The following is an 18,896-nucleotide window of genomic DNA, read 5'->3' as shown; positions in this document are numbered from 1 at the left end:
GTCAGTCCGCGGTGACGCCGGCGGCGGGGCCTTCGAGCAGCGCGCGAAGCTGCTCGGGATCGCTGGTGGGCGGCAGGCAGGTCTGGCCGGCGCAGACGATGGCCAGAGGCTTATCCGCCGGGAGGTGCGGCAGGGTCTGTTGCAGGGCGCCGGCGAGATTTTCGAGGGATGCGCCGGGGGTAAGGCGCAAGACGGCTTTTCCAAAACGGTAGACACTGTGCGCGGCATCCTGGAGTTTGTCTGCCGCAACGTCGCCGGCGGGACCGGTGACGACGACCTGCAGGGGATGGCGCGCAAAGAGCGTGGCGGCGAGGCCGTAAGTGGCCGCGAACATGCCGTATTGCGGAGCCACGCCGGCAAAAGCTTCCAGGGTTTTCTGGGCGAAGGCGGAGTAGCGTTCTTCCCCGGTGTAGCTGTGCATGCGCACGAGAGCGATGGCAGCCACGGAATTGGCGCTGGGCGTGGGCGAATCCTGGAAAGGCTTGCGGCGCACGTCGAGGCCGCCCAGGGGCGCGGCATCGGAGGCGCGATCGAAGAAGCCGCCGGCTTCGGCGTCGCCGTAGCGGGCGATGGTCAGGTCGAGAGTGCGCTGGGCCGCGCGGAACCAGCGCGGATCCAGCGTGAATTCGTAGGCATCCAGCAGCGCCAGGACGCCGAAGACCTGGTCGTCCAGCGAGCCCGCGAGCGCGGAACCGCCGATGCGGTGGCCGAAGCCCCGGGACTCGCTCCAGACTTCGCGGAGCATGCGCTCGAGCGTTTGCAGGGCGAAGGCTCGGCAGCGCTCGCCGAGAGCGCCGCCAAGCACGCGCGCTGCTTCCAGATACGCGGAGACGAACATGGCGTTCCAGGCAGTGTACAGAGTCTGGTCCACGTAGGGCGTGGGGCGCTCCAGGCGCGCGGCGAGCAGCTTGCCGTTGGCGTGGACGATGGTCATTTCGATTTCCGCCTCGTGCTTCGCCAGCGTTGCGGCGATCTCCGCGGCGTCGCGCGCGATCCACAGAACGTTCTTGGCCGGGTTGTGGTGCATCTCGCCGTGCGGCTCGACATCGTAGTGCAGCTCCATCACGCGCGCTTCCTCGGGCGAGAGCACGGCGCGCAACTCTTCCTGAGTCCAGGTGAAGTAGTCGCCGTCGTCGTCCAGAGAAACGTCGGCGTCCTGGCTGGCGTAGAAGCCACCGTTGCTCTGATCGGAGAGCACTTCGTTGACCCAGTCGATGATGCCCTCGGCGGCTTCGCGGAGAAGCGGCTTCCGGGTCATCTGCCAGCCGTGCAGGTAATTGCGCAACAGCTCGGAATTGTCATAGCTCATCTTCTCGAAGTGCGGCACGAGCCAGCGCTCATCCACGGAGTAGCGGTGGAAGCCGCCGGCGAGCTGGTCGTAGACGCCGCCGCGGGCCATTTTTTCGAGGGTGGTGGCAGCCAGCGCCCGCAGGTGCTCTTCCTTGGACTGCTGGTAGCGCTCGAGGACGAGGTCCAGCGCCGAGGAATGGGGAAACTTCGGGGCATTGCCGAAGCCGCCGTTCTTGCTGTCGAAGAGCTGCAAGATGGAGCGGATTTGGGCATCGACGACGGCGGGATCAAAGCCGGCGCGCGCCCCGGTGAAGATTTCCGCCTGGGCCACGGCTGCGGCCAGCGACTGGGCCGCGCCCTCCAGCTCCGCGCGCTTGGTGCGGTAGGCGTCGGCGACGGCAAGGAGGATGCGGCGGAAGCCCGGGCGGCCCATGCGATCCTCGGGCGGGAAATAGGTGCCGCCAAAGAAGGGCTTGCCGTCCGGGAGGAGAAAGCCGGTGAGGGGCCAGCCGCCTTGTCCGGAAAGAGCGCTGATGGCGGACTGGTAGCGGGAATCGACGTCGGGGCGCTCGTCGCGGTCCACTTTGACGGCGACGTAGTGTTCGTTGATGAGGGCGGCGATGCCGGCGTTCTCGTAGCTTTCGCGGTCGATGACGTGGCACCAGTGGCACCAGACGGCGCCGATGTCGAGGAGGATGGGCTTGTCTTCGGCGCGGGCGCGGGCAAAGGCGTCTTCGCCCCATTCGTGCCAGCCGATGGGCTGGTGCGCGGCAGAGCGCAGATAGGGGCTGGAAGAATCCTTCAAGCGGTTTTGGGGAAGTAGGGACACGGACTATCCTCTCGAAAAGAAGGGCGGGCTGCAGCCCGCCCACTGCGCAAAAATTCAGAAGCTATTACTGTACGTCGTCGCCAGGACCGCGGTCGCGGGGATCGAGCGGCTTGCGTCCCGCGAAGCCTTCGTCCCGGCGGTGATAATAGCGAATGCGGTCCTCGCCGATCTTCCAGCAGAGATAGACCTCTTCGTTGCCGATGATGGCGGGAAAATCGAGCAGGCCGGCGTCCAGATCCTTCACCACGCAGCCGGAGGAACCGATGCGCTCGAGGGCGGCCTGCAGAGCTTCCGCGAGCTGGCGCTGCTCGACGCGTAGCTCCGTAAGCTTCTGGTAGGGCACAAGGACGCCACCCATCATCATGATGCGCGTAGACACCGCGGAGAGGTTCTCATCCAGGCCGGAGAGGCGTTTGCGGCAGTCCATGGCCTCGACGAGGACCGGCTCGAGCTCCTTGCGGGCACGCTCCGCCTCGCCGAGGGTGAAGAAATGCTGGGGCTGTTCGGGGGCGTCGTTGTCTTGGTCGGGCATAGTCTCGTCCCTTGTGCGCAATGCGCTGGAGGGCGGCTTCAGCGCAGGCTCAGCATGCGCTCCAGAGCGATGCGAGCATAGTGGCGCGTGCGGTCGTCCACGGCAATGCGGTTGACCACATTGCCGGCGACCAAGTTTTCCAGGGCCCAGAGCAGGTGCTGCGGCGTGATACGGAACATGGTGGAACAGACGCAGACGTTGGGATCCAGGGACATCACAGAGCGGTCTTTCAGCTCCTCGCCCAGCCGGTGGACCAGATGGATTTCCGTGCCCACGGCCCACTGCGAGCCCGGTGGCGACGCCTGCACGGCCTTGACGATGCCTTCGGTCGAGCCGATTTCGTCGGCGGCTTGCACCACCTCGAAGCGGCACTCCGGGTGCACAATGACACGGATGCCGGGATGTTCGCGGCGCACCTTGGCCACGTGCTCGGGCAGGAAGCGCTGGTGCACGGAGCAGTAGCCCTTCCAGAGAATCACTTTGGCGTTGCGCACAGCCTCAGGAGAGTTGCCACCGAGCTCCTGGTAGGGATCCCAGACGATCATGCGATCGAGGGGAATACCCATACGGAAAGCGGTGTTGCGGCCGAGATGCTCGTCAGGGAGAAAGAGGACGCGTTCGCCGCGCTCGAAAGCCCAGCGCATCACCGCCGCGGCATTGGAACTGGTGCATACCGAACCGCCGTGCTCGCCGGTAAAGGCCTTGATGGCCGCGGTGGAGTTCATGTAGGTGACAGGCACGACTTTTAGTTCGCCGAGGGCCTGGATCTCATTCCAGCAGGTCTCTACCTGGCCGATATCGGCCATGTCGGCCATGGAGCAGCCGGCGCTGAGGTCCGGGAGGATGACCTCCTGGTGCGAGCGGCGGAGGATATCGGCGCTTTCGGCCATGAAGTGCACGCCGCAGAAAATGATATAGCGGCCCTGGGCCTCGGCAGCCTGCTGGGAAAGCTTGAGGGAATCGCCGCGAAAATCGGCGAACTGGATGACTTCGTCGCGCTGGTAGTGATGGCCGAGGATGACTACGTCCTTGCCGAGGCGGGCCTTGGCCGCGGCGATGCGCTCGTTGCAGGAGGTGTCTGGGGTGAGGAGGTAGCTGTCAAAACCACAGGCCACCCCCGGCTCGATCTCCGGGGGACGCAGGGTGGCGGGCTGCTGGATGCCCGCCAGCGAAGGCATTTTCGAAAGATTGATCAGAGTGGCCATGGTCCAGGCTGTTTCGGGCGACCGGTTAACCTCTGCCAGTTAGATGAATTCTGCCGCTTTTTGGTGGTATTTGCCACCTACCCGCCGATGAACACCATGGTCCGCGAAGGGGGCGCGAAGTCCGGGGCGTTGATGCGGTGCCCCTCTTCCTTTTCGTGCACCACGGAGCGGATGTAGAAGGCCAGGTCGTCGCCGGAGGCCCCGCCGCGCAGCAGGCCGCGGAGGTCGCGGTCGTCCTTGCTGAACAGACAGGTGCGCAGCTTGCCGTCGGCGGTCAGGCGAATGCGCGAGCAGTAGCCGCAGAAGGGCTGGGTGACCGGGGCGATGAGGCCGATCTCGCCGGGAGCGCCGTCGGCGAAGCGGTATTTGCGGGCGGTTTCGCTGGGGGCGTGGGGAATGGGCACGAGCTTCCATTGGGCGTCGATGCGGCGGTGGACTTCGGCGGCGGAAACCATGAGGTCGCGGGTCCAGTGGCGGTCGGCGTCCAGGGGCATGAATTCGATGAAGCGCATGATGACGCCGCGGTCGCGGGCGAAGGCCGCGAAGGCCTCCACCTCGCCGTCGTTGATACCGCGAACGAGGACGGCGTTGACTTTGGCGGGGGCCAGGCCGGAGCTCTGCACGGCGTCGATCCCGGCGATGACCGAGGCGCAGGAACGGGTGCGAGTAATGCGTTCGAAGGCCAGCGGGTCGAGGGAATCGAGGCTGACGTTTACGCGGCGCAGGCCGGCGCGCAACAGGGAGTCGCAGCGCTCGGCGAGGAGGTGGCCATTGGTGGTCATGGAGAGGTCCTCGAAGCCCAGGGCGCGCAGGCGGGCGATGAATTCCTCGACGCCCGGGCGGACCAGGGGTTCGCCGCCGGTCACGCGGATCTTGCGGATGCCCAGACCAAAGAAGACGCGCGCCAGGCGCAGCAATTCGTCCCAGGAGAGGATTTCGTTTTCGGGGCGGCAGTTCTCGGGATTCGCGGAGCGGCAGTAGACGCAGCGGAAGTTGCAGCGGTCGGTCACCGAGATGCGCAGGTCGGTGATGGGACGGCCGAATTTGTCCTGAAGAATCATGCTCGGGTGATGCCGGCTAGATTTCCTTCCCTGGCGTAGCACGCCAGGAGCTCTGCTGAAAACAAGAACGCCCGAATCCGGCTTGGGATCGGGCGCTACGCCCCGAGGGGCAACTTCCCCTCGGCGGCTCTCCTTTCCAAGCACGGGAGGCGCGGGCGTTTCCACCCGGGCCCTCGGCGCCGGCCGTCCTGCCCTTTGTATGGGTGACCGCGAAGCGGTCAACGCGGGCAAGAACCGCCGGAGCGTCGCCCCCGGTACCCTGGGTTGTTTCCCCTGTAGGCGCCGGAGGTCGGAGTTCGACCGTATTCTACCCCTGTTCACCATTGAGAGCAATGGAGGCAGGCCGAGCGGACCGGCTGGAGGAAGGAATGTGATAGAGTTTCGGCCAGATGCGCATCTTCGTCCTGGGAGCGGGAGCCACCGGCTCTCTTCTGGCACAGCTGCTCGAGCGACAGGGGCATACCGTCTGGTGCGGCGATCGCGACCCTGAGCGGGCGCGGCGATTTCTCGGCAAGAAGAGCCGCATCCCGGTGGTGGCGGTGAATGCGCGGAACCTGCGCGGGGTGGTGCGCGCGGGACGCGGCTGCCAGCTGATCATCAACGCCTCGGCTTCCCTGTTCAATGAGATCGTGCTGCGCGCGGCGCTGCGCCTGCGCGCGCACTACCTGGACCTCAGCTCGCACCTCACGCGGCACCCGTTCCGGGCGGAGCAGTTCCGCTACGCCAGGAAATTCGAGAAGAAAAACCGCGCGGCGCTGATCAACGCCGGAGCGGCGCCGGGGCTGACTAATTTGCTGGTGCGGCGCGCCGCGGACGCGCTGGACCGCGTGGATGCGGTGCACATCCGGCTGTATGAGAGCATGGAGAGTGACGACCCGATCTCGCAATGGTCGCCGGAAGTTTCCTTTGACGAGGCGGTGTCGCACCCGCGGGTGTACCGCAACGGGAAATTTGTTTACGGGAAGCGCTTCGCGGAGGCGGAAACGTTCCGGTTCCTTGCGCCGGTAGGGAGCGCGCGGGTGGTGCTGGCGGCGCAGGACGAAGTGGCCACGCTGCCGCACTTCATTCCCATGCGCGAGCTGGACGTGAAGATCGGGGGAAACGAGATCGAGCGCCTGCGGCGCTGGCACCGGCAGGGCAAGCTGAGCCGCTCGCGGGGCATGGCGCGGCACCGCTTTCCGCAGACGCCCACGCCGCGGCTGGTGGCCAGGCTGATTCGCAAGGGCCTGCTGCAGAACGCGCGCTTCGCCGCAACCGTGCTCGTGCGCGGGGAGAAAAAAGAAAAGCCGCTGCTGATGCGGACGGATTGCGCGTTCCCCACGCTGCTGCAAATCCGCCAGCGGGGACTGTTCACCACGCCGGTAGCGTACATCACGGCGCACATGGCTTCGCTGTTCGTAAAAAATTTTCCGCGGGAACTCGCGGGCGTCTTCGCCCCGGAGATGCTGCCGGCGGAGACGCGCCGGGCCATCCTCTCCGGCGCGCGGACGCACGGCGTGAAGCTCACCGCCAAGACCACGGCGCTCAAGCCCAACGACGACGAAGAAGAGTTCTGAAGCTTTTCCCATATCAAGAGAGAAAAGAACGCAGCGGCTGCGGTCCGTACGCAAGAATCCGTCGACACCCGCTCCAGGGGTGTGATAAAAGGTGGGTAGCCGGAACATTCTTTCCGTTTCGAGCTACTCGCCCCTTCCCTGCAGGCGATCAGGAATTCTCTCTTCTGCGTGATCCTGCTGAGTCCAAAACAGTGTAAGTACGGCGGACGCCGCACTCCGATTCCGGGAGGAGCGCCATGAAAAGCACTGCTCTAAATTTACGGGCAGAAGCCGTCATCCACGAGGATAGCGAAACGCCCGGGACGCCTGGCGCGAAGCCTCCGGGCTGAGCGGCGCCGGCACTTCCCCGGGCAGCCATCCCGGCGAGGAGCTGTTGCAAAGCAGTGCGGCGAGAGCGTGCCATTTGCGCAAAGGCCGTGCCTGCACCAGAGCCAGGACAGACGGGCATGCAAGCTGGCGTTCAGAAAGAAGGCTTGATGGAATGACATACTCCACGGCATCTTCGAACAGCGAGCTTGACCGGCTCAAGAAGCTGCTGAGCCGGGAGCAGCAGTCACGCCTGGATGCGGAGAGCCTCGCGAAAGAAATGCTGCACGCCCTGCATACGGCGCAAAAAGAAGTCCAGCTGCTGCAAGAGATTGCCTTCGCGGCCAACGAACAATCTTCCCTCGAAGACGCGCTGCGTTTCGCGCTGAAATGCGTGTGCGCGTACACGGGCTGGCCGGCCGGACGGGTATCTTTCTGCAAGGAAGACGGAGCCGGAAAAACAGCCGTGCCCGCCGCCGTGTGGCACGTCTCCGATCCCGCTTTATGGGAACGACTGGGCCCTCTCTCCAAGGAGACCTTCGTCCTCCCGGGAAGCGGACTGCCAGGACAGGTGGCGGCCAGCGGAGAACCAGCCTGGATCAGCAACGTCACCCAGGAGCAAGACTGCCCCGGAGTGGACGCGGCACGGGAGTGCGGAATGCAAGCGGTTCTGGCTTTCCCGGTGCTGGCGGGGAAAGACATCGCCGCAGTGCTGGAATTCTTCTCGCCGGTGACGGTCGAGCCGGATGCGCCGCTGTTGCGGGTCATGCGGCAGGTTGGCACCCAGATGGGACGCGTCCTGGAGCGCAGGCGATACGAAGACAAACTGCTCTACGATGCCTTCCACGACCCGCTCACCCAACTGCCGAATCGCGCCCTGTTTCTGGACCGGCTGACGCAGTGCGGCGGACGGTCCAAGCGGCGTCCGGACTACAAATTCGCCGTTCTGTTCATAGACATCGATAGCCTTAAGAACGTGAATGACAGCCTGGGCCACGACGCCGGCGACCGGCTGATTGTGGAGATTGCCCAGCGACTGCGGCGCTCGATCCGGCGCGAGGATCTGATTGCGCGTCCGGCACGCAACAAGGCGAAAGCCCGGCAGGGCGGTGAGGACACGCTGGCGCGGATGGGAGGCGACGAGTTCACCATCCTGCTCGAAGACATCCGGGATTCCAGCGACAGCGTTCGCGTGGCCGAACGAATCCAACAGACGCTTGCGTCTCCCTTCGTGATCAATAAGCAGGAGGTGTTCATCACGGTCAGTATTGGAATTGCGTTAAGCACCACCGGCTACAGCGTGGCCGAAGATATGCTGCGCGACGCCGACACGGCCATGCACCGCGCCAAGATCCAGGGCAAGGCGCGGTGCGAAATATTTGATCCGGCCATGCATGTCAGCGCGGTGCGCCGCTTGAAGCTGGAAACGGACCTGCGCCGGGCGATCGAGCGCGAGGAATTCCGGGTGCACTATCAGCCCATCGTCTCGCTGCAGGATGGCCGCATCGCCGGCTTCGAGGCCTTGGTGCGCTGGCAGCGGCCGGAGTCCGGGCTGCTCGCACCGGGGGAGTTCATCGCGGTGGCGGAGGAAACCGGGCTAATTGTATTGATCGGGAAATGGGTGCTGCGAGAGGCCTGCCGGCAGATGCACGCCTGGAATCTGCAATTTCCATCCACCCCCCCGCTGACCATGGCCGTGAACATCTCTGCCAAGCAGTTCGCCCAGCCGGATCTGGTGAGCCAAGTGAGGCAGGTTCTGCGCGAGACGGGTCTTGCTCCGCCGGCCTTGAAACTGGAAATCACCGAAAGTGTAATCATGAGTGATGCGCAAAGGACGTCCCGACTTTTCGACGAACTCAAAGCGCTCGGAATCTGTCTGAGCATCGACGACTTCGGCACAGGATATTCGTCCTTGAGTTACTTGCGGCGCTTCCCGCTGGACACCCTCAAAATCGACCGTTCCTTCATCACCGGCATGGACACCAACCGGGCCAGCCGCCAAATCGTGGAGACGATCATGACTCTGGCGCGCAACCTGGGCATGGAAGTCGTGGCGGAAGGCACGGAAAAAGCCGAAGAGGTGAACTACCTCAAAACACTGGGCTGCGAATATGCCCAGGGATACTTTTTCTCAACGCCCCTGGACCGGGAGGCGGTGGTGCAAAAGGTGTTTGCGCGCGTGCCGGAGCGCTAGCCCCCACCCGCTTGGCCGTTGGATGCCGAAGCTCCCGACCGGGTCGCGACAGGCGCCGCTCCGACCCCCTGCGTGAATACATCCATGTTCCCGGGACTTCCAGCTCGGGACGCCTGCTGCCGTCAGCAGCAGCGGTTGGGACGGGAGTAGCGGCGGTTGAGCTGCTCGACGTAGAACTCGGCGGGGGTGAGCAAGGGAGCGGCGCCGGGTTTGGCGGCGGCGACGCGCAGGTAGCGGTCGTAGGCGGCGTCGCCGCTCCATTCGCGAAGGGCGCGCCAGGCGGCATGGGCGAGGCGAGAAAGAGAAAAAGGCGAAATTCGAAATACGAAAATCGAAGAGAGATCCTTCGACTCCGGGCCGGTCCCTGGACTGCGCTCCGGGCAGGCAAAAACCGCCGGTCTTCCGCCCGGGATGACAGACACTCGTTTCTCCGCCCTGTGCATCAGTCGCCCTCCGCCCACTCGGTGGGGATGTACGGGGCTTCGTGGAGGACGGGAGCCTTGCTCTTGGAGATGAGGGCGTACCAGTGGCGCAGGGCGTCGGCGAGGAGGGCCAGGATCATCAGGGCGAGGACCGCGGTGACGGCCGCGTCCAGGCGCTGGTTGAAAATGAGGCGCTGGGTTTCGGCGATTTGGGCGGCGGGAATTTTTCCGGCGGCCATCTGCGCGGAAAGCGCGGAGGCATAGGAAAGGAAGCCGATGCGCGGGTCGGGATGAAAGATTTTCTGGTAGCTGGCGGTCATGGTGACGGTGACGAGCGCGGCCATGGGCAGAAGAGTGACCCACAGCCAGCGCCAGCGGCCCATCTTCATCAGGATGGTGGTGGCCACGACGAGAGCCACGGCCGCGAGGAGCTGATTGGAAATGCCGAAGAGCGGCCACAGGGAATTGATGCCGCCGAGCGGATCGAGCACGCCCTGGTAGAGGAAATAGCCCCACAGGCCGACGATCATGCCGCTGGAAAGAAGAATGCCGGGCATCCAGGAGGTGCGCGCGAAGGGCTTCCAGACGTGCCCGCCGAGCTCCTGAATCATGAAGCGGCCGACGCGGGTGCCGGCGTCGAGGACGGTGAGGATGAAGAGAGCCTCGAACATGATGGCGAAGTGATACCAGATGCTGAGCAGGCGCGGCCCGCCGATGGTGCTGGAAAAGATCTGGGCCATGCCCACAGCGAGGGAAGGAGCGCCGCCGGCGCGGTTGAGAAGGGTTTGTTCGCCGACGGTGCGGGCGAGGTCGTGCATGGTCTGGGGATTAAGCGCGTACCCCCAGGAGCTGATGGTGGTGGCGGCGGTCTCGGCGGTGCCGCCGACGATGCTGGCGGGACTGTTGATGGCGAAATAGACGCCGGGGGGCATGGCGCAGGCCGCGACCATGGCCATCACGCCGACGAAGGATTCCATGAGCATGGCCCCGTAGCCGATCAGGCGCGCGTGGCTTTCGCGGAGGATCATCTTCGGGGTGGTGCCGCTGGAAATCAGGGAATGGAAGCCGCTGACGGCGCCGCAGGCGATGGTGATGAAGCAGAAGGGGAAGATTTTCCCGGCGAAGATCGGCCCGGTGCCGTCAACGAAGCGGGTGAAGGCGGGCATCTGCACGGTGGGGCGCACGAGGAGAATGCCGGCGGCGAGAGCGAAGATCGCGCCAGCCTTGATAAAGGCGCTGAGATAGTCGCGCGGAGCAAGCAGCAGCCAGACGGGCAGCGCCGAAGCCGCAAAGCCGTAAACGATGATGGCAGTGGCCAGCGCGGTGCCAGAGAGAGTGAAGACCCGGGCCCAGGAGGGCGCGTCAGCGACCCACTGCCCCGCCACGACCACGAAGACGACCAGCACGACACCGAGCAGCGAGGCCTCCAGGACGCGGCCGGGGCGCCAGAAGCGCAGGTAGAGGCCCATGAGCAGGGCGATGGGAACAGTCATGGCCAGGGTGAAGGTGGCCCAGGGCGAAGACTTCAGGGCGTTGACGACCACCAGGCCGATGACCGCGAGAAGAATGACCATGATGGCCAGGATGGCCAGCTGCGCGAGGAAGCCGCCGCGGCGGCCGACCTCTTCGCGGGCCATCTGGCCGAGGGATTTGCCGTCGCGGCGGATGGAGCAGAAGAGGATCACGAAGTCCTGGACGCAGCCGCCGAGGACGGCGCCGGCGATGAGCCAGAGCGTGCCGGGAAGATAGCCGAACTGCGCGGCGAGGGTGGGCCCGACAAGCGGGCCGGGGCCGGCGATGGCGGCGAAATGGTGGCCCAGAAGAACCCATTTGTTGGTGGGGACGTAGTCGCGGCCGTCATCGAAGCGCTCAGCGGGAGTGGCGCGGGTGTCATCGAGAGCCAGGACGCGCGCGGCGAGAAAGGCGGAATAGAAGCGGAAGGCCACCAGATAGGAGCAGGCCGCGGCCAGGACGAACCAAGTGGCGTTGAGCGGCTCGCCGCGGTGCAAAGCAATGGTAGCCAGGGCGCCGGCGCCCAGGAGAGCGATGGCGGTCCAGAGGGCGATGGAGAAGAGACGCTTCACTTCGCAATGCTCGCGCGCATGAACTGCGCCACGTCCTGCTTCAGCTTCTGCAGGGACGCGGGATGCACGTACATCATGTGGCCGGCTTCGTAGTAGGCGCCGGAGAGGTGGCTGCGGAGGGAAGGATCGAGGCCCAGATGGTCGAAGGTATATTCGGCGGCAAAGAAAGGGGTGGCCAGATCGTAGTAGCCCTTGGCAACGAAGACGTGCAGGAAGGGATTCTGGGTCATGGCGGCGCGCAGGGTTTCGGCGACATTGACGTAACGGTTTTCGTAGGGGGCGTAACTCCAGGGACGAACGCGTCCGGTGAGAATTTCGTAGGGCAGGTCGCTTTCGAATTTCAGGTCGCCGCGGACGTAGTCGTTGAGCACGGCCGTGTAGGGCCCCATGATCGCCGCGATGCTCGGGTCGTAATCGGGGGTGGCCCCAGCCTCGTCGGCGTCGATGCCGGTGAAGCGCCCGTCAATGCGGCCGACGGTGCGGCCCTCGGCGCGCAACAATTCCTTGGTGAATCGGAAGATGGGCACGCGCAGGTGGCTGCGCTCGACGTAGTCCTGGGAAAGGCCGGTGAGCCGCGCGAGCTTCTGCGCGATCTCCGCGCGGCGCGGCGCGGGGAGCAGGTCGCCGGCCATCAGGGCATCGGCGTATTCGCTGGCGGCAAAGCGCCGCGATTCGGCAACGGCTTTCTCGAGGTTCACCTGCAGATCCGCGGACAGGCGCTTGTGGTACCAGGCGATGGCGGTGTAAGTCGGCAGATGGAGAATGTAAGGCAGGTCGTTGCCGGAATCGAACTCGGCCGTCTCGAAATTAAGGATCGAGGAGATGAGCACGATGCCGTTGAGGTACATGCCGTAGCGCTGCTGGAGGTATCCGGAAAGACCGGCGGCGCGGGTGGTGCCATAGCTTTCGCCGGCCAGGAATTTCGGGGAGGACCAGCGCTTGTTGCGGGTGGTGTAGAGGCGGATGAAATCGCCGACCGACTGCACGTCTTCCTCGATGCCGTGGAACTGCCTGGGCGGCTCGCCAGGCACGGCACGGCTGTAGCCGGTGGAAACCGGGTCGATGAAGACGAGGTCGGTTACATCCAGGAGCGAGGATTCGTTGTCCACGAGCTTGTAGGGCGGAGGCAGCAGCGCGCCGGCGTCGCCCATCTGCACGCGGCGCGGGCCGAAGGCGCCGAGGTGCAGCCAGACGGAGGAGGAGCCCGGGCCGCCGTTGAAGGCGAAGGTGACGGGGCGCTGCGCGGCGTCGCTCACGTCGTCCTTGGTGTAGGCGATGTAGAAGACGCTGGCCTTGGGCGTGCCGTCCTCGAGCTTCAGGAGCATGGTGCCCGCGGTGGCCGTGTACTTGATTTCCTGGCCGGCGATGCGGATGGAGTGCTTGGTGGGGACGGCTTTTTCCTCTGGCGGAGGGGGAGTCTTCTTCTCTTCCTTGGGCTTTTCCGGAGCGGGCTGCGGCGGGGGCTGTTGCGCGCGCGCGGCGAGTCCTGCGAAGCAGAGTGCGATTGCGAGTAGTGCGCTGCGATGCATGCGGCTCATAAGGTCACATTCTCCAGAAGGATATGGCGCAAATCGTATGCGAGTCGGCAGCATGCGTCAATCACAATGGGCACAATGGGTGCAACGGGCGGGAATGTGCGGAAACGGGGAATGCGCTCGCGACAGAAGACATTGGGGGTAGAATCGGCCTGCGCCCGGAAGCAACGGGTGCGAGGAATCTGCGATGCTCCCAGCCCGTCTTCGCCGTGCGTTGTCGCTGTGCGCCGCCTCCGCCGTGCTGCTGCTCCCCGCCTGCGCGCAGCAGAAGCCACCCAAGGATGGACTGCCGCACCCGAAGACGCTGGAAGAGCTGCAGAAAGCGATGCGGGACGTTTTGGAGAAGAACCACGTGCCGGGCGCGGGAGTGGCGCTGGTCTCCAAGGGCGAACTGCTGTGGTGCGGAGGGATCGGCAAGGCGGACCTGGCCACCCGCCGCGAGGTCACCTGCGATACCGAGTTCCGCGCCGGGTCCATCAGTAAGAGCTTCGTAGCCCTGGCCCTGCTCAAGCTGCAGGAGGAAGGCCGGATCAACTTCTACGCGCGGCTCGAGGACGTCGCTCCCGAGATCCCTATGAAAAACGCCTGGGAGGCGCAGCGGCCGGTGCGCATCGTGAACCTGCTGGAGCACACCGCTGGTTTCGACGACATGCGCTTCAGCGAGAGCTACGACCGGCGCGGACCCGCCGACTATCCCCTTTTGAAAGTGCTGCAGGAGCATCCCGGCCCGCAGACGGTGCGCTGGGCGCCGGGCACGCGCTTCTCGTATTCGAATCCCGGCTACGGCATCGCCGGTTATCTCATCGAGAAGGTCAGCGGGGAGCCCTTCGAGACCTACATCCAGCGCAACATCCTCGACCCCCTGGGAATCACGCGCGGCGATTTCCGGCTGACCGACGGCAATCGCGAGTTCCTGGCGCAGGGCTACAACGGCAATCCGCCCAGGGCCGTGCCCTACCAGAACATCTACCTGCGCCCGGCCGGGGAGATGAAGGCCTCGCCGGGCGAGCTGGCCCGGCTGGTGCAGTTTTTTCTGCAGCGGGGAAAGACGGGCGAGATGCAACTGCTCAAGCCGGAAACGATCGGGCGCATGGAGTATCCGGAGACGACGGCGGCGGCGCGGCACGGTCTGCGCGCCGGCTACGGGCTGGGGAATTACAGCACGCTGGAGGGCGGCGTGGTCCTGCACGGGCACGACGGGGGGATCGACGGCTTCCTCTCCAGCTACCGCTACATGCCGGAACAGAACTGGGGCTACGCCGTGCTGCTCAACAGCAGCGACTCCGGGAAAGCCATGCGCCAAATGAATGAGCTGGCCATCGATTTTCTTGCGCAAGATTTTGCGAAGGCGCAGCAGCCGGTCGTCCCGCTGGCAGCGGCCGAGCTGCAGAGATACGCCGGCTACTACGCGCCGCGCGCGCCGCGCAACCAGCTGCTTTCCTTTCTCGACGAGCTGGCCGGCGGGGTAATGGTGCGTTTCGAAAACGGGCAGCTCACGCGCTCCGGGCTGCTCGGCGGGAAGCCGGAGAGACTCTTTCCCGTGGCGCGCAATCTCTTCCGCACGGAGAAGGAGCCGGAAGCCAGCGTGGTGTTCTTCAACGACGGCGCCGGGAAAGCGGCGTACGTGGACGCCGGACTTTCCGGTATCTCCTACGGCGAGCGCGGCAGCCCGCTGTGGCCCCGCATCCGGCTGGCCCTGCTGGTGCTGAGCGGGCTGCTCATGCTCAGCGCGCTGCTCTTTGCCTTGGTGTGGGTCCCGCGCTGGCTCTTCGGGCAGCTGGAAGGCGTGGCGCATCTCGCCGTGCGCGGCGTGCCGCTGCTGGCGATCGTCGCGCTGGCCGCGGGGATCGCGGGTTTCCTGGGGTCGTTCGAGCGCCTGGGGGAGTTCAACGCGGGGTCCCTGCTGACCTGTGTGGGAACGCTTTTCTTCGGAGTGTTTTCGGTGTGGGGCCTGCTGCTGGCGCTTCGCGTGCCGAAGAGCGAGATCCGGCCGGGGGTGCGCATGCATTCGCTGCTGGTGTCGGTGGCGTGCTGCGTGCTGACGTTTTTCTTCGGCGCCTGGCACCTGATCGGGCTGCGCCTGTGGGCGCCGTGAGGTGCCGCTGCTTGGTCGTGCCGAGGAGCGCCGCGGCGCGCGACCAGGAATGCCGCGGTTGAATGCGAGTTGCCCGGCCAGATTGGCACTTGCCGCGGGGGCCGGGGGCGGCATAGGCTGCGGACATGAGCGACTTTACTCCCACAGCACGGACGAAGGTCCGCCAGAAGCCGCAGCGCGGGGTGTACGACCGCGCGGTGATCGAGAGCATTCTGGACGAGGCGTTTGTCTGCCAGATCGGCTTTGTGCTGGACGGACAGCCGTACGTCATCCCGACGAATTATGTGCGCGTGGGGGACCGGCTGTTTCTGCACGGGTCGACGGCCAGCCGGATGTTCCGCGCGCTGGCGGGGGGCGCGGCGCTGTGCTTGAGCGTGACACTGATCGACGGGTTGGTGCTGGCGCCTTCGGCGACAGGTCATTCGATCAATTACCGCTCGGTGGTGGTGCTGGGGAAGGCCGAGGCGATCGAGGACGCGCAGGAAAAATTCGAAGCCATGCGCGCATTTGTGGAGCGCGTGATCCCGGGGCGCTGGGAGAGTGTGCGGCCTCCCAGCGAGCAAGAGTTGAAGGGGACGATGGTGCTGGCCCTGCCGCTGACGGAGGTTTCGGCCAAAGTGCGCACGGGGCCGCCCCTTTTCCTTGACGAGGATGCCGGGTGGGAACCGTGGACAGGCGTCCTACCGTTGAAGCTGGCTCCGGGGGAAGCGGTGCCCGCCCTGCACGGCAAAGCCACGATTCCCCTGCCGGACTACCTCCGCAACTATCGCAGGCGTGACCGCGAAGCGGTCACCAAGCGCTGAACGCGTGTCGAGGCGCGCTCGAGTGCGCCCCGAATCCCTTCCCACAAATGGAAAGGGCGGACCAAGGTCCGCCCTTTCAGCGTCTGCAGAACAGTAAAAAGCCTAATTCTTCCAGCCGCAACTGCCGCCGCAGCAGCCACCGCCACCGGAAGGCGTGCAGGCGATCGCATTGGCGCGGTCCGCGGCGGCCTTGCCAGCGCCGGTGTTGGCACTGAAGACCGAAAGCTGCAGGGTGTTCTTCTTGCTGGCGCACTTCGGGCAGGCAATCTCTTCGGACTTCTTCAGGACCAGCTTCTCGAAGTGGGTCTGGCACTTATCACAGACATATTCGTAGATCGGCATCGTCTTCCCTCGATTTCAACCAATAAATAATTATACCAGCCCTTTTCCGCGCCGGGTGCACATCCCCAAAAACACGACGGCCCCGGCGAAGCCGGGGCCGTCGGAAGAACCTGCGGAATGGGACACGATGGTTAGTCGCCGGCAACGGCTTCGGCTTCCTTGGCCTTGGCGGCTGCGGCGCCATTGCCGTTGCCATTGGCCTTGCCGAAGTCTGCCGGAACGGCCTTGGCGATGTCCTGGACGGAGCCGATCTGCACGACGGTGGGCTGGGGCTTCTTGAGCACCAGCTCTTCATAGATGGCGCGAACCTTGGCCTGCTCCTCAAGGGCGCGCTTGCGGCGAATGCGGTCTTCTTCGGCCGCGGTGAGCGGAATGTCGTGCTCCAGATGGCGGACGCGGGCGGCGTCGTTGGCGTCAATCACGAGCGAGTGCTCGTAGGTTTCGAGGTTGACGCTCTTGCCCTTGGCGTAGATCTCGTGCTTGCCGTGTTCCTTGTACCACTGGGCCACGGTGGCGTTCTTGTGCATGTTCTCGATGATCTTGCGCCAGCCGATGCCGGTGTTGTAGGCGCAGAAGGAGATTTCGCCCTGCTGCGTGCCGTAGGGAATGATGCACATTTCGGTGCGGCGGAAGTCGTAGTTGAAGAGATCCTGGAACCACATTCCGGCGATGAACAGGAAATTCCAGGGGTCGCTCTGGCGGCGCTTGATAGCGTCTTCGTAAGTACGATCCGGGGAAGTCTTGCCGTACTTGAACTCGGACTTCTTGGTAAGCGCCCAGGTCTTGTCGAACTTCTTGAAAAGATCCATGAGCGTGAGGCCCTTGGGGGCCTGGAAGGGCTTGTAGTTCTTGAGCAGGGCGAGGCCCATCATGAAGTTCGAGAGGCTCTTGCCACGGGCGGCGTCGGTGATAGCGGTGACGTCCTTGACCAGCTGCGGAGCATCCAGGAAGCGCGGCACGGGCGCCCACTCCTTGGTCTCCTTGTTGATCATGATGGCCGTGCCCACGCCGCAGTTGGGGTGGCAGCCGCAGGAAAGCGCGCCCCACTGCGATTCCGGGCCGTGCACCAGGTCGGAGAAGCCGGCGAAGGTGGAGATGAAAGAAATAGGGAACCAATCGCGGGTGGGCTCGACCTTGCCCACCTGGGCGCTGACGTCATTGGCCAGGTGCGAGAGGGTGTAGCGCTGGCGGAGACGGCGCTCCGGAGTGATGTCCTCGTCGCGGCCGGTGAAAGAGACCGGCTGGAAGCTGACGAAGGCGATTTTCTTGGGGTTCTCCATGGCGAACTTGACGATGGCGCCGACCTGGTCGTTGTTGACGTTGTTGACGATGGTCACGACCAGGACGATCTCGATGCCCGCCTCGTGCATGTTCTCGATGGCGCGCAGCTTGACGTCGAAGAGGTTGCCGACCTGGCGGTGGCTGTTGGCGTCGTTGCCGATGCCGTCAAACTGCAGATAGGCGTAGCGCAGCCCGGCTTCGAAGGCCTGGCGGCAGAACTCCTTGCTCTTGGCGAACTCGATGCCGTTGGTGGCGGCCTGCACGCTGTTGTAGCCGACCTTGCGGGAGTAGCGGATGGCGTCCAGGAAGTACGGGCTCATGGTGGGCTCGCCGCCGGAGAACTGCACGGACATCTGGCGGCGCGGCTTGATCTTGACGGCGTTGTCCAGGACTTCCTGGACCTCTTCCCAGGAAAGTTCGTGGACGTAGCCGACCTGGTTGGCGTCCATGAAGCAAGGGTCGCACATCATATTGCAGCGGTTGGTGAGGTCCACGGTGAGGACCGAGCCGCGGCCGTAGCGCACATTGCTGGAACCGTGTTTGTGCAGGTCTTCGTCGTTGTGCGCGGGGATGTCGCGGCCGGGGAAGTTCTTCTCGATCCAATCCAGAAACTTGGAGTCGTAGGCCATCATGTCTTCATAGTGGCCGTGGATGGGGCATTCCTTGACCATCCAGATCTGACCGTCGCGCTCGATAATCTGAGCCTTGATCTCGCCGACCTTCTCGTTCATCAGGTCGCGCCAGTCCTTCTTGCCGTTGATGATGGCGTCGCGCGCTTCTTTCACGCAGTCGGGGCAGAGCGAATCGGTTTGCCGGGGCCAGCCGAGCGTCGGCTTAGTTTTTTCCCAGGACTTGAGTAGCGGCTTATCCGACCACTGGGGAGTGAAGGAAGGGTTCGGATTGCGCTTGTTGAAGATTTGGACAGTGTTGAAAGTGAGGCCCGCCACCTTGCAGACGGCCGCGTCCACAGCCCTCATGACCTGTGTGCCGATCTTAGACATACTTCTTTGCCCTCTCTTTTCTTTCGAAACATCGATCTCGCTACAACCCCTGCGGATAGGCAACCCCCAGAATCGTCCGGATGAATCCCCACGGGTACTGTCAGGCTACCATGCCCAACCTGGCAGTTCTAAGTCTTTGAGCCAGCGTAGCTTGCCTCTTCGACCGGGGCAAATCCAGCCCCTTGCGGTGAATGGTCGAATTCGGGGGTCGAACGGTCATCTGCGGCAGTCAACGGGGAAAGCCGCGAGGTGCTAACCGGGTTACTTTCAGGTCCTTCCGGCTATTTTTCCTCTTTCTCCAGAGGCCGCTCCGGCAATTTCGTCGCGCCGGAAGAGAAAATTCGCATCCATAAGAAAATT

Annotated in this window: 13 protein-coding genes and 1 riboswitch; of the genes, 4 read left to right on the top strand and 9 right to left on the bottom strand. The window is 64.5% G+C overall.

Annotated features, from left to right (window positions below; genetic code table 11):
- Position 1 precedes the first annotated feature (1 nt).
- The 4 genes from LAN61_02800 to moaA form a co-directional block, all read right to left on the bottom strand.
- Positions 2–2,119, bottom strand: coding sequence for a thioredoxin domain-containing protein (locus LAN61_02800; protein ID MBZ5539429.1), 2,118 nt, complete (start codon positions 2,117–2,119; stop codon positions 2–4).
- Positions 2,120–2,183: 64 nt separating this feature from the next.
- Positions 2,184–2,651 carry a DUF2203 domain-containing protein gene (locus tag LAN61_02795; GenBank protein ID MBZ5539428.1) on the bottom strand — a complete coding sequence of 156 codons (468 nt, stop codon included), beginning with the start codon at positions 2,649–2,651 and terminating at the stop codon, positions 2,184–2,186.
- A 38-nt stretch (positions 2,652–2,689) separates the two neighbouring features.
- Complete coding sequence (gene nadA, locus LAN61_02790) at positions 2,690–3,829, bottom strand: quinolinate synthase NadA (GenBank protein MBZ5539427.1); 1,140 nt, start codon at positions 3,827–3,829, stop codon at positions 2,690–2,692.
- A 104-nt stretch (positions 3,830–3,933) separates the two neighbouring features.
- On the bottom strand, positions 3,934–4,917 hold the full coding sequence (gene moaA, locus LAN61_02785; protein MBZ5539426.1) for a GTP 3',8-cyclase MoaA: 984 nt from the start codon (positions 4,915–4,917) through the stop codon (positions 3,934–3,936).
- A gap of 113 nt (positions 4,918–5,030) precedes the next feature.
- A riboswitch (molybdenum cofactor riboswitch) is annotated at positions 5,031–5,224 on the bottom strand.
- Positions 5,225–5,306: 82 nt separating this feature from the next.
- Here moaA and LAN61_02780 point away from each other — a divergent pair.
- Together LAN61_02780 and LAN61_02775 are read left to right on the top strand one after the other, a co-directional pair.
- Complete coding sequence (locus LAN61_02780) at positions 5,307–6,473, top strand: saccharopine dehydrogenase NADP-binding domain-containing protein (protein MBZ5539425.1); 1,167 nt, start codon at positions 5,307–5,309, stop codon at positions 6,471–6,473.
- A 481-nt stretch (positions 6,474–6,954) separates the two neighbouring features.
- Positions 6,955–8,973: an EAL domain-containing protein gene (locus LAN61_02775; GenBank protein ID MBZ5539424.1), complete on the top strand. Its 2,019-nt coding sequence runs from the start codon at positions 6,955–6,957 to the stop codon at positions 8,971–8,973.
- A 122-nt stretch (positions 8,974–9,095) separates the two neighbouring features.
- Here LAN61_02775 and LAN61_02770 read toward each other — a convergent pair whose 3' ends face one another.
- The 3 genes from LAN61_02770 to LAN61_02760 are packed head-to-tail and all read right to left on the bottom strand — an operon-like array spanning position 9,096 to position 13,008.
- Entirely contained in the window at positions 9,096–9,416 is a 321-nt protein-coding gene (locus tag LAN61_02770; protein ID MBZ5539423.1) for a YbdD/YjiX family protein, read from the bottom strand.
- Positions 9,416–11,479 (bottom strand): carbon starvation protein A, encoded by a 2,064-nt coding sequence (locus tag LAN61_02765; protein ID MBZ5539422.1) that lies wholly within the window; start codon positions 11,477–11,479, stop codon positions 9,416–9,418. The genes LAN61_02770 and LAN61_02765 overlap by 1 nt, the downstream gene beginning before the upstream one ends.
- On the bottom strand, positions 11,476–13,008 hold the full coding sequence (locus LAN61_02760) for a peptidase S10 (protein MBZ5539421.1): 1,533 nt from the start codon (positions 13,006–13,008) through the stop codon (positions 11,476–11,478). The genes LAN61_02765 and LAN61_02760 overlap by 4 nt, the downstream gene beginning before the upstream one ends.
- A 193-nt stretch (positions 13,009–13,201) precedes the next feature.
- Between LAN61_02760 and LAN61_02755 the strand changes: the two genes are divergently transcribed.
- Entirely contained in the window at positions 13,202–15,109 is a 1,908-nt protein-coding gene (locus LAN61_02755) for a beta-lactamase family protein (GenBank protein ID MBZ5539420.1), read from the top strand.
- 125 nt (positions 15,110–15,234) lie between these two features.
- Positions 15,235–15,912 carry a pyridoxamine 5'-phosphate oxidase family protein gene (locus tag LAN61_02750; protein MBZ5539419.1) on the top strand — a complete coding sequence of 226 codons (678 nt, stop codon included), beginning with the start codon at positions 15,235–15,237 and terminating at the stop codon, positions 15,910–15,912.
- Positions 15,913–16,014: 102 nt separating this feature from the next.
- Here the strand turns inward: LAN61_02750 and LAN61_02745 are convergent, their stop codons facing one another.
- Together LAN61_02745 and LAN61_02740 are read right to left on the bottom strand one after the other, a co-directional pair.
- Positions 16,015–16,254: a zinc ribbon domain-containing protein gene (locus tag LAN61_02745; protein MBZ5539418.1), complete on the bottom strand. Its 240-nt coding sequence runs from the start codon at positions 16,252–16,254 to the stop codon at positions 16,015–16,017.
- Between the two features lie 131 nt (positions 16,255–16,385).
- Positions 16,386–18,512 (bottom strand): radical SAM protein, encoded by a 2,127-nt coding sequence (locus tag LAN61_02740; protein MBZ5539417.1) that lies wholly within the window; start codon positions 18,510–18,512, stop codon positions 16,386–16,388.
- Positions 18,513–18,896 lie beyond the last annotated feature (384 nt).

It is taken from the genome of Terriglobia bacterium (genome assembly GCA_020072785.1).
Taxonomy (GTDB): domain Bacteria; phylum Acidobacteriota; class Terriglobia; order Acidiferrales; family UBA7541; genus Acidiferrum.
Note: the sequence above shows the minus strand (reverse complement) of the source record. Positions and strands in the feature narration are given on the sequence as shown.

Bases quoted from the DNA above. Each gene is read 5' to 3' on its own strand.
- moaA (MBZ5539426.1), bottom strand. From the start codon at position 4,917: ATGATTCTTCAGGACAAATTCGGCCGTCCCATCACCGACCTGCGCATC.
- LAN61_02760 (MBZ5539421.1), bottom strand. From the start codon at position 13,008: ATGCATCGCAGCGCACTACTCGCAATCGCACTCTGCTTCGCAGGACTC.
- LAN61_02755 (MBZ5539420.1), top strand. From the start codon at position 13,202: ATGCTCCCAGCCCGTCTTCGCCGTGCGTTGTCGCTGTGCGCCGCCTCC.
- LAN61_02780 (MBZ5539425.1), top strand. From the start codon at position 5,307: ATGCGCATCTTCGTCCTGGGAGCGGGAGCCACCGGCTCTCTTCTGGCA.
- LAN61_02795 (MBZ5539428.1), bottom strand. From the start codon at position 2,651: ATGCCCGACCAAGACAACGACGCCCCCGAACAGCCCCAGCATTTCTTC.
- LAN61_02770 (MBZ5539423.1), bottom strand. From the start codon at position 9,416: ATGCACAGGGCGGAGAAACGAGTGTCTGTCATCCCGGGCGGAAGACCG.
- LAN61_02750 (MBZ5539419.1), top strand. From the start codon at position 15,235: ATGAGCGACTTTACTCCCACAGCACGGACGAAGGTCCGCCAGAAGCCG.
- LAN61_02775 (MBZ5539424.1), top strand. From the start codon at position 6,955: ATGACATACTCCACGGCATCTTCGAACAGCGAGCTTGACCGGCTCAAG.
- nadA (MBZ5539427.1), bottom strand. From the start codon at position 3,829: ATGCCTTCGCTGGCGGGCATCCAGCAGCCCGCCACCCTGCGTCCCCCG.
- LAN61_02745 (MBZ5539418.1), bottom strand. From the start codon at position 16,254: ATGCCGATCTACGAATATGTCTGTGATAAGTGCCAGACCCACTTCGAG.
- LAN61_02740 (MBZ5539417.1), bottom strand. From the start codon at position 18,512: ATGAGGGCTGTGGACGCGGCCGTCTGCAAGGTGGCGGGCCTCACTTTC.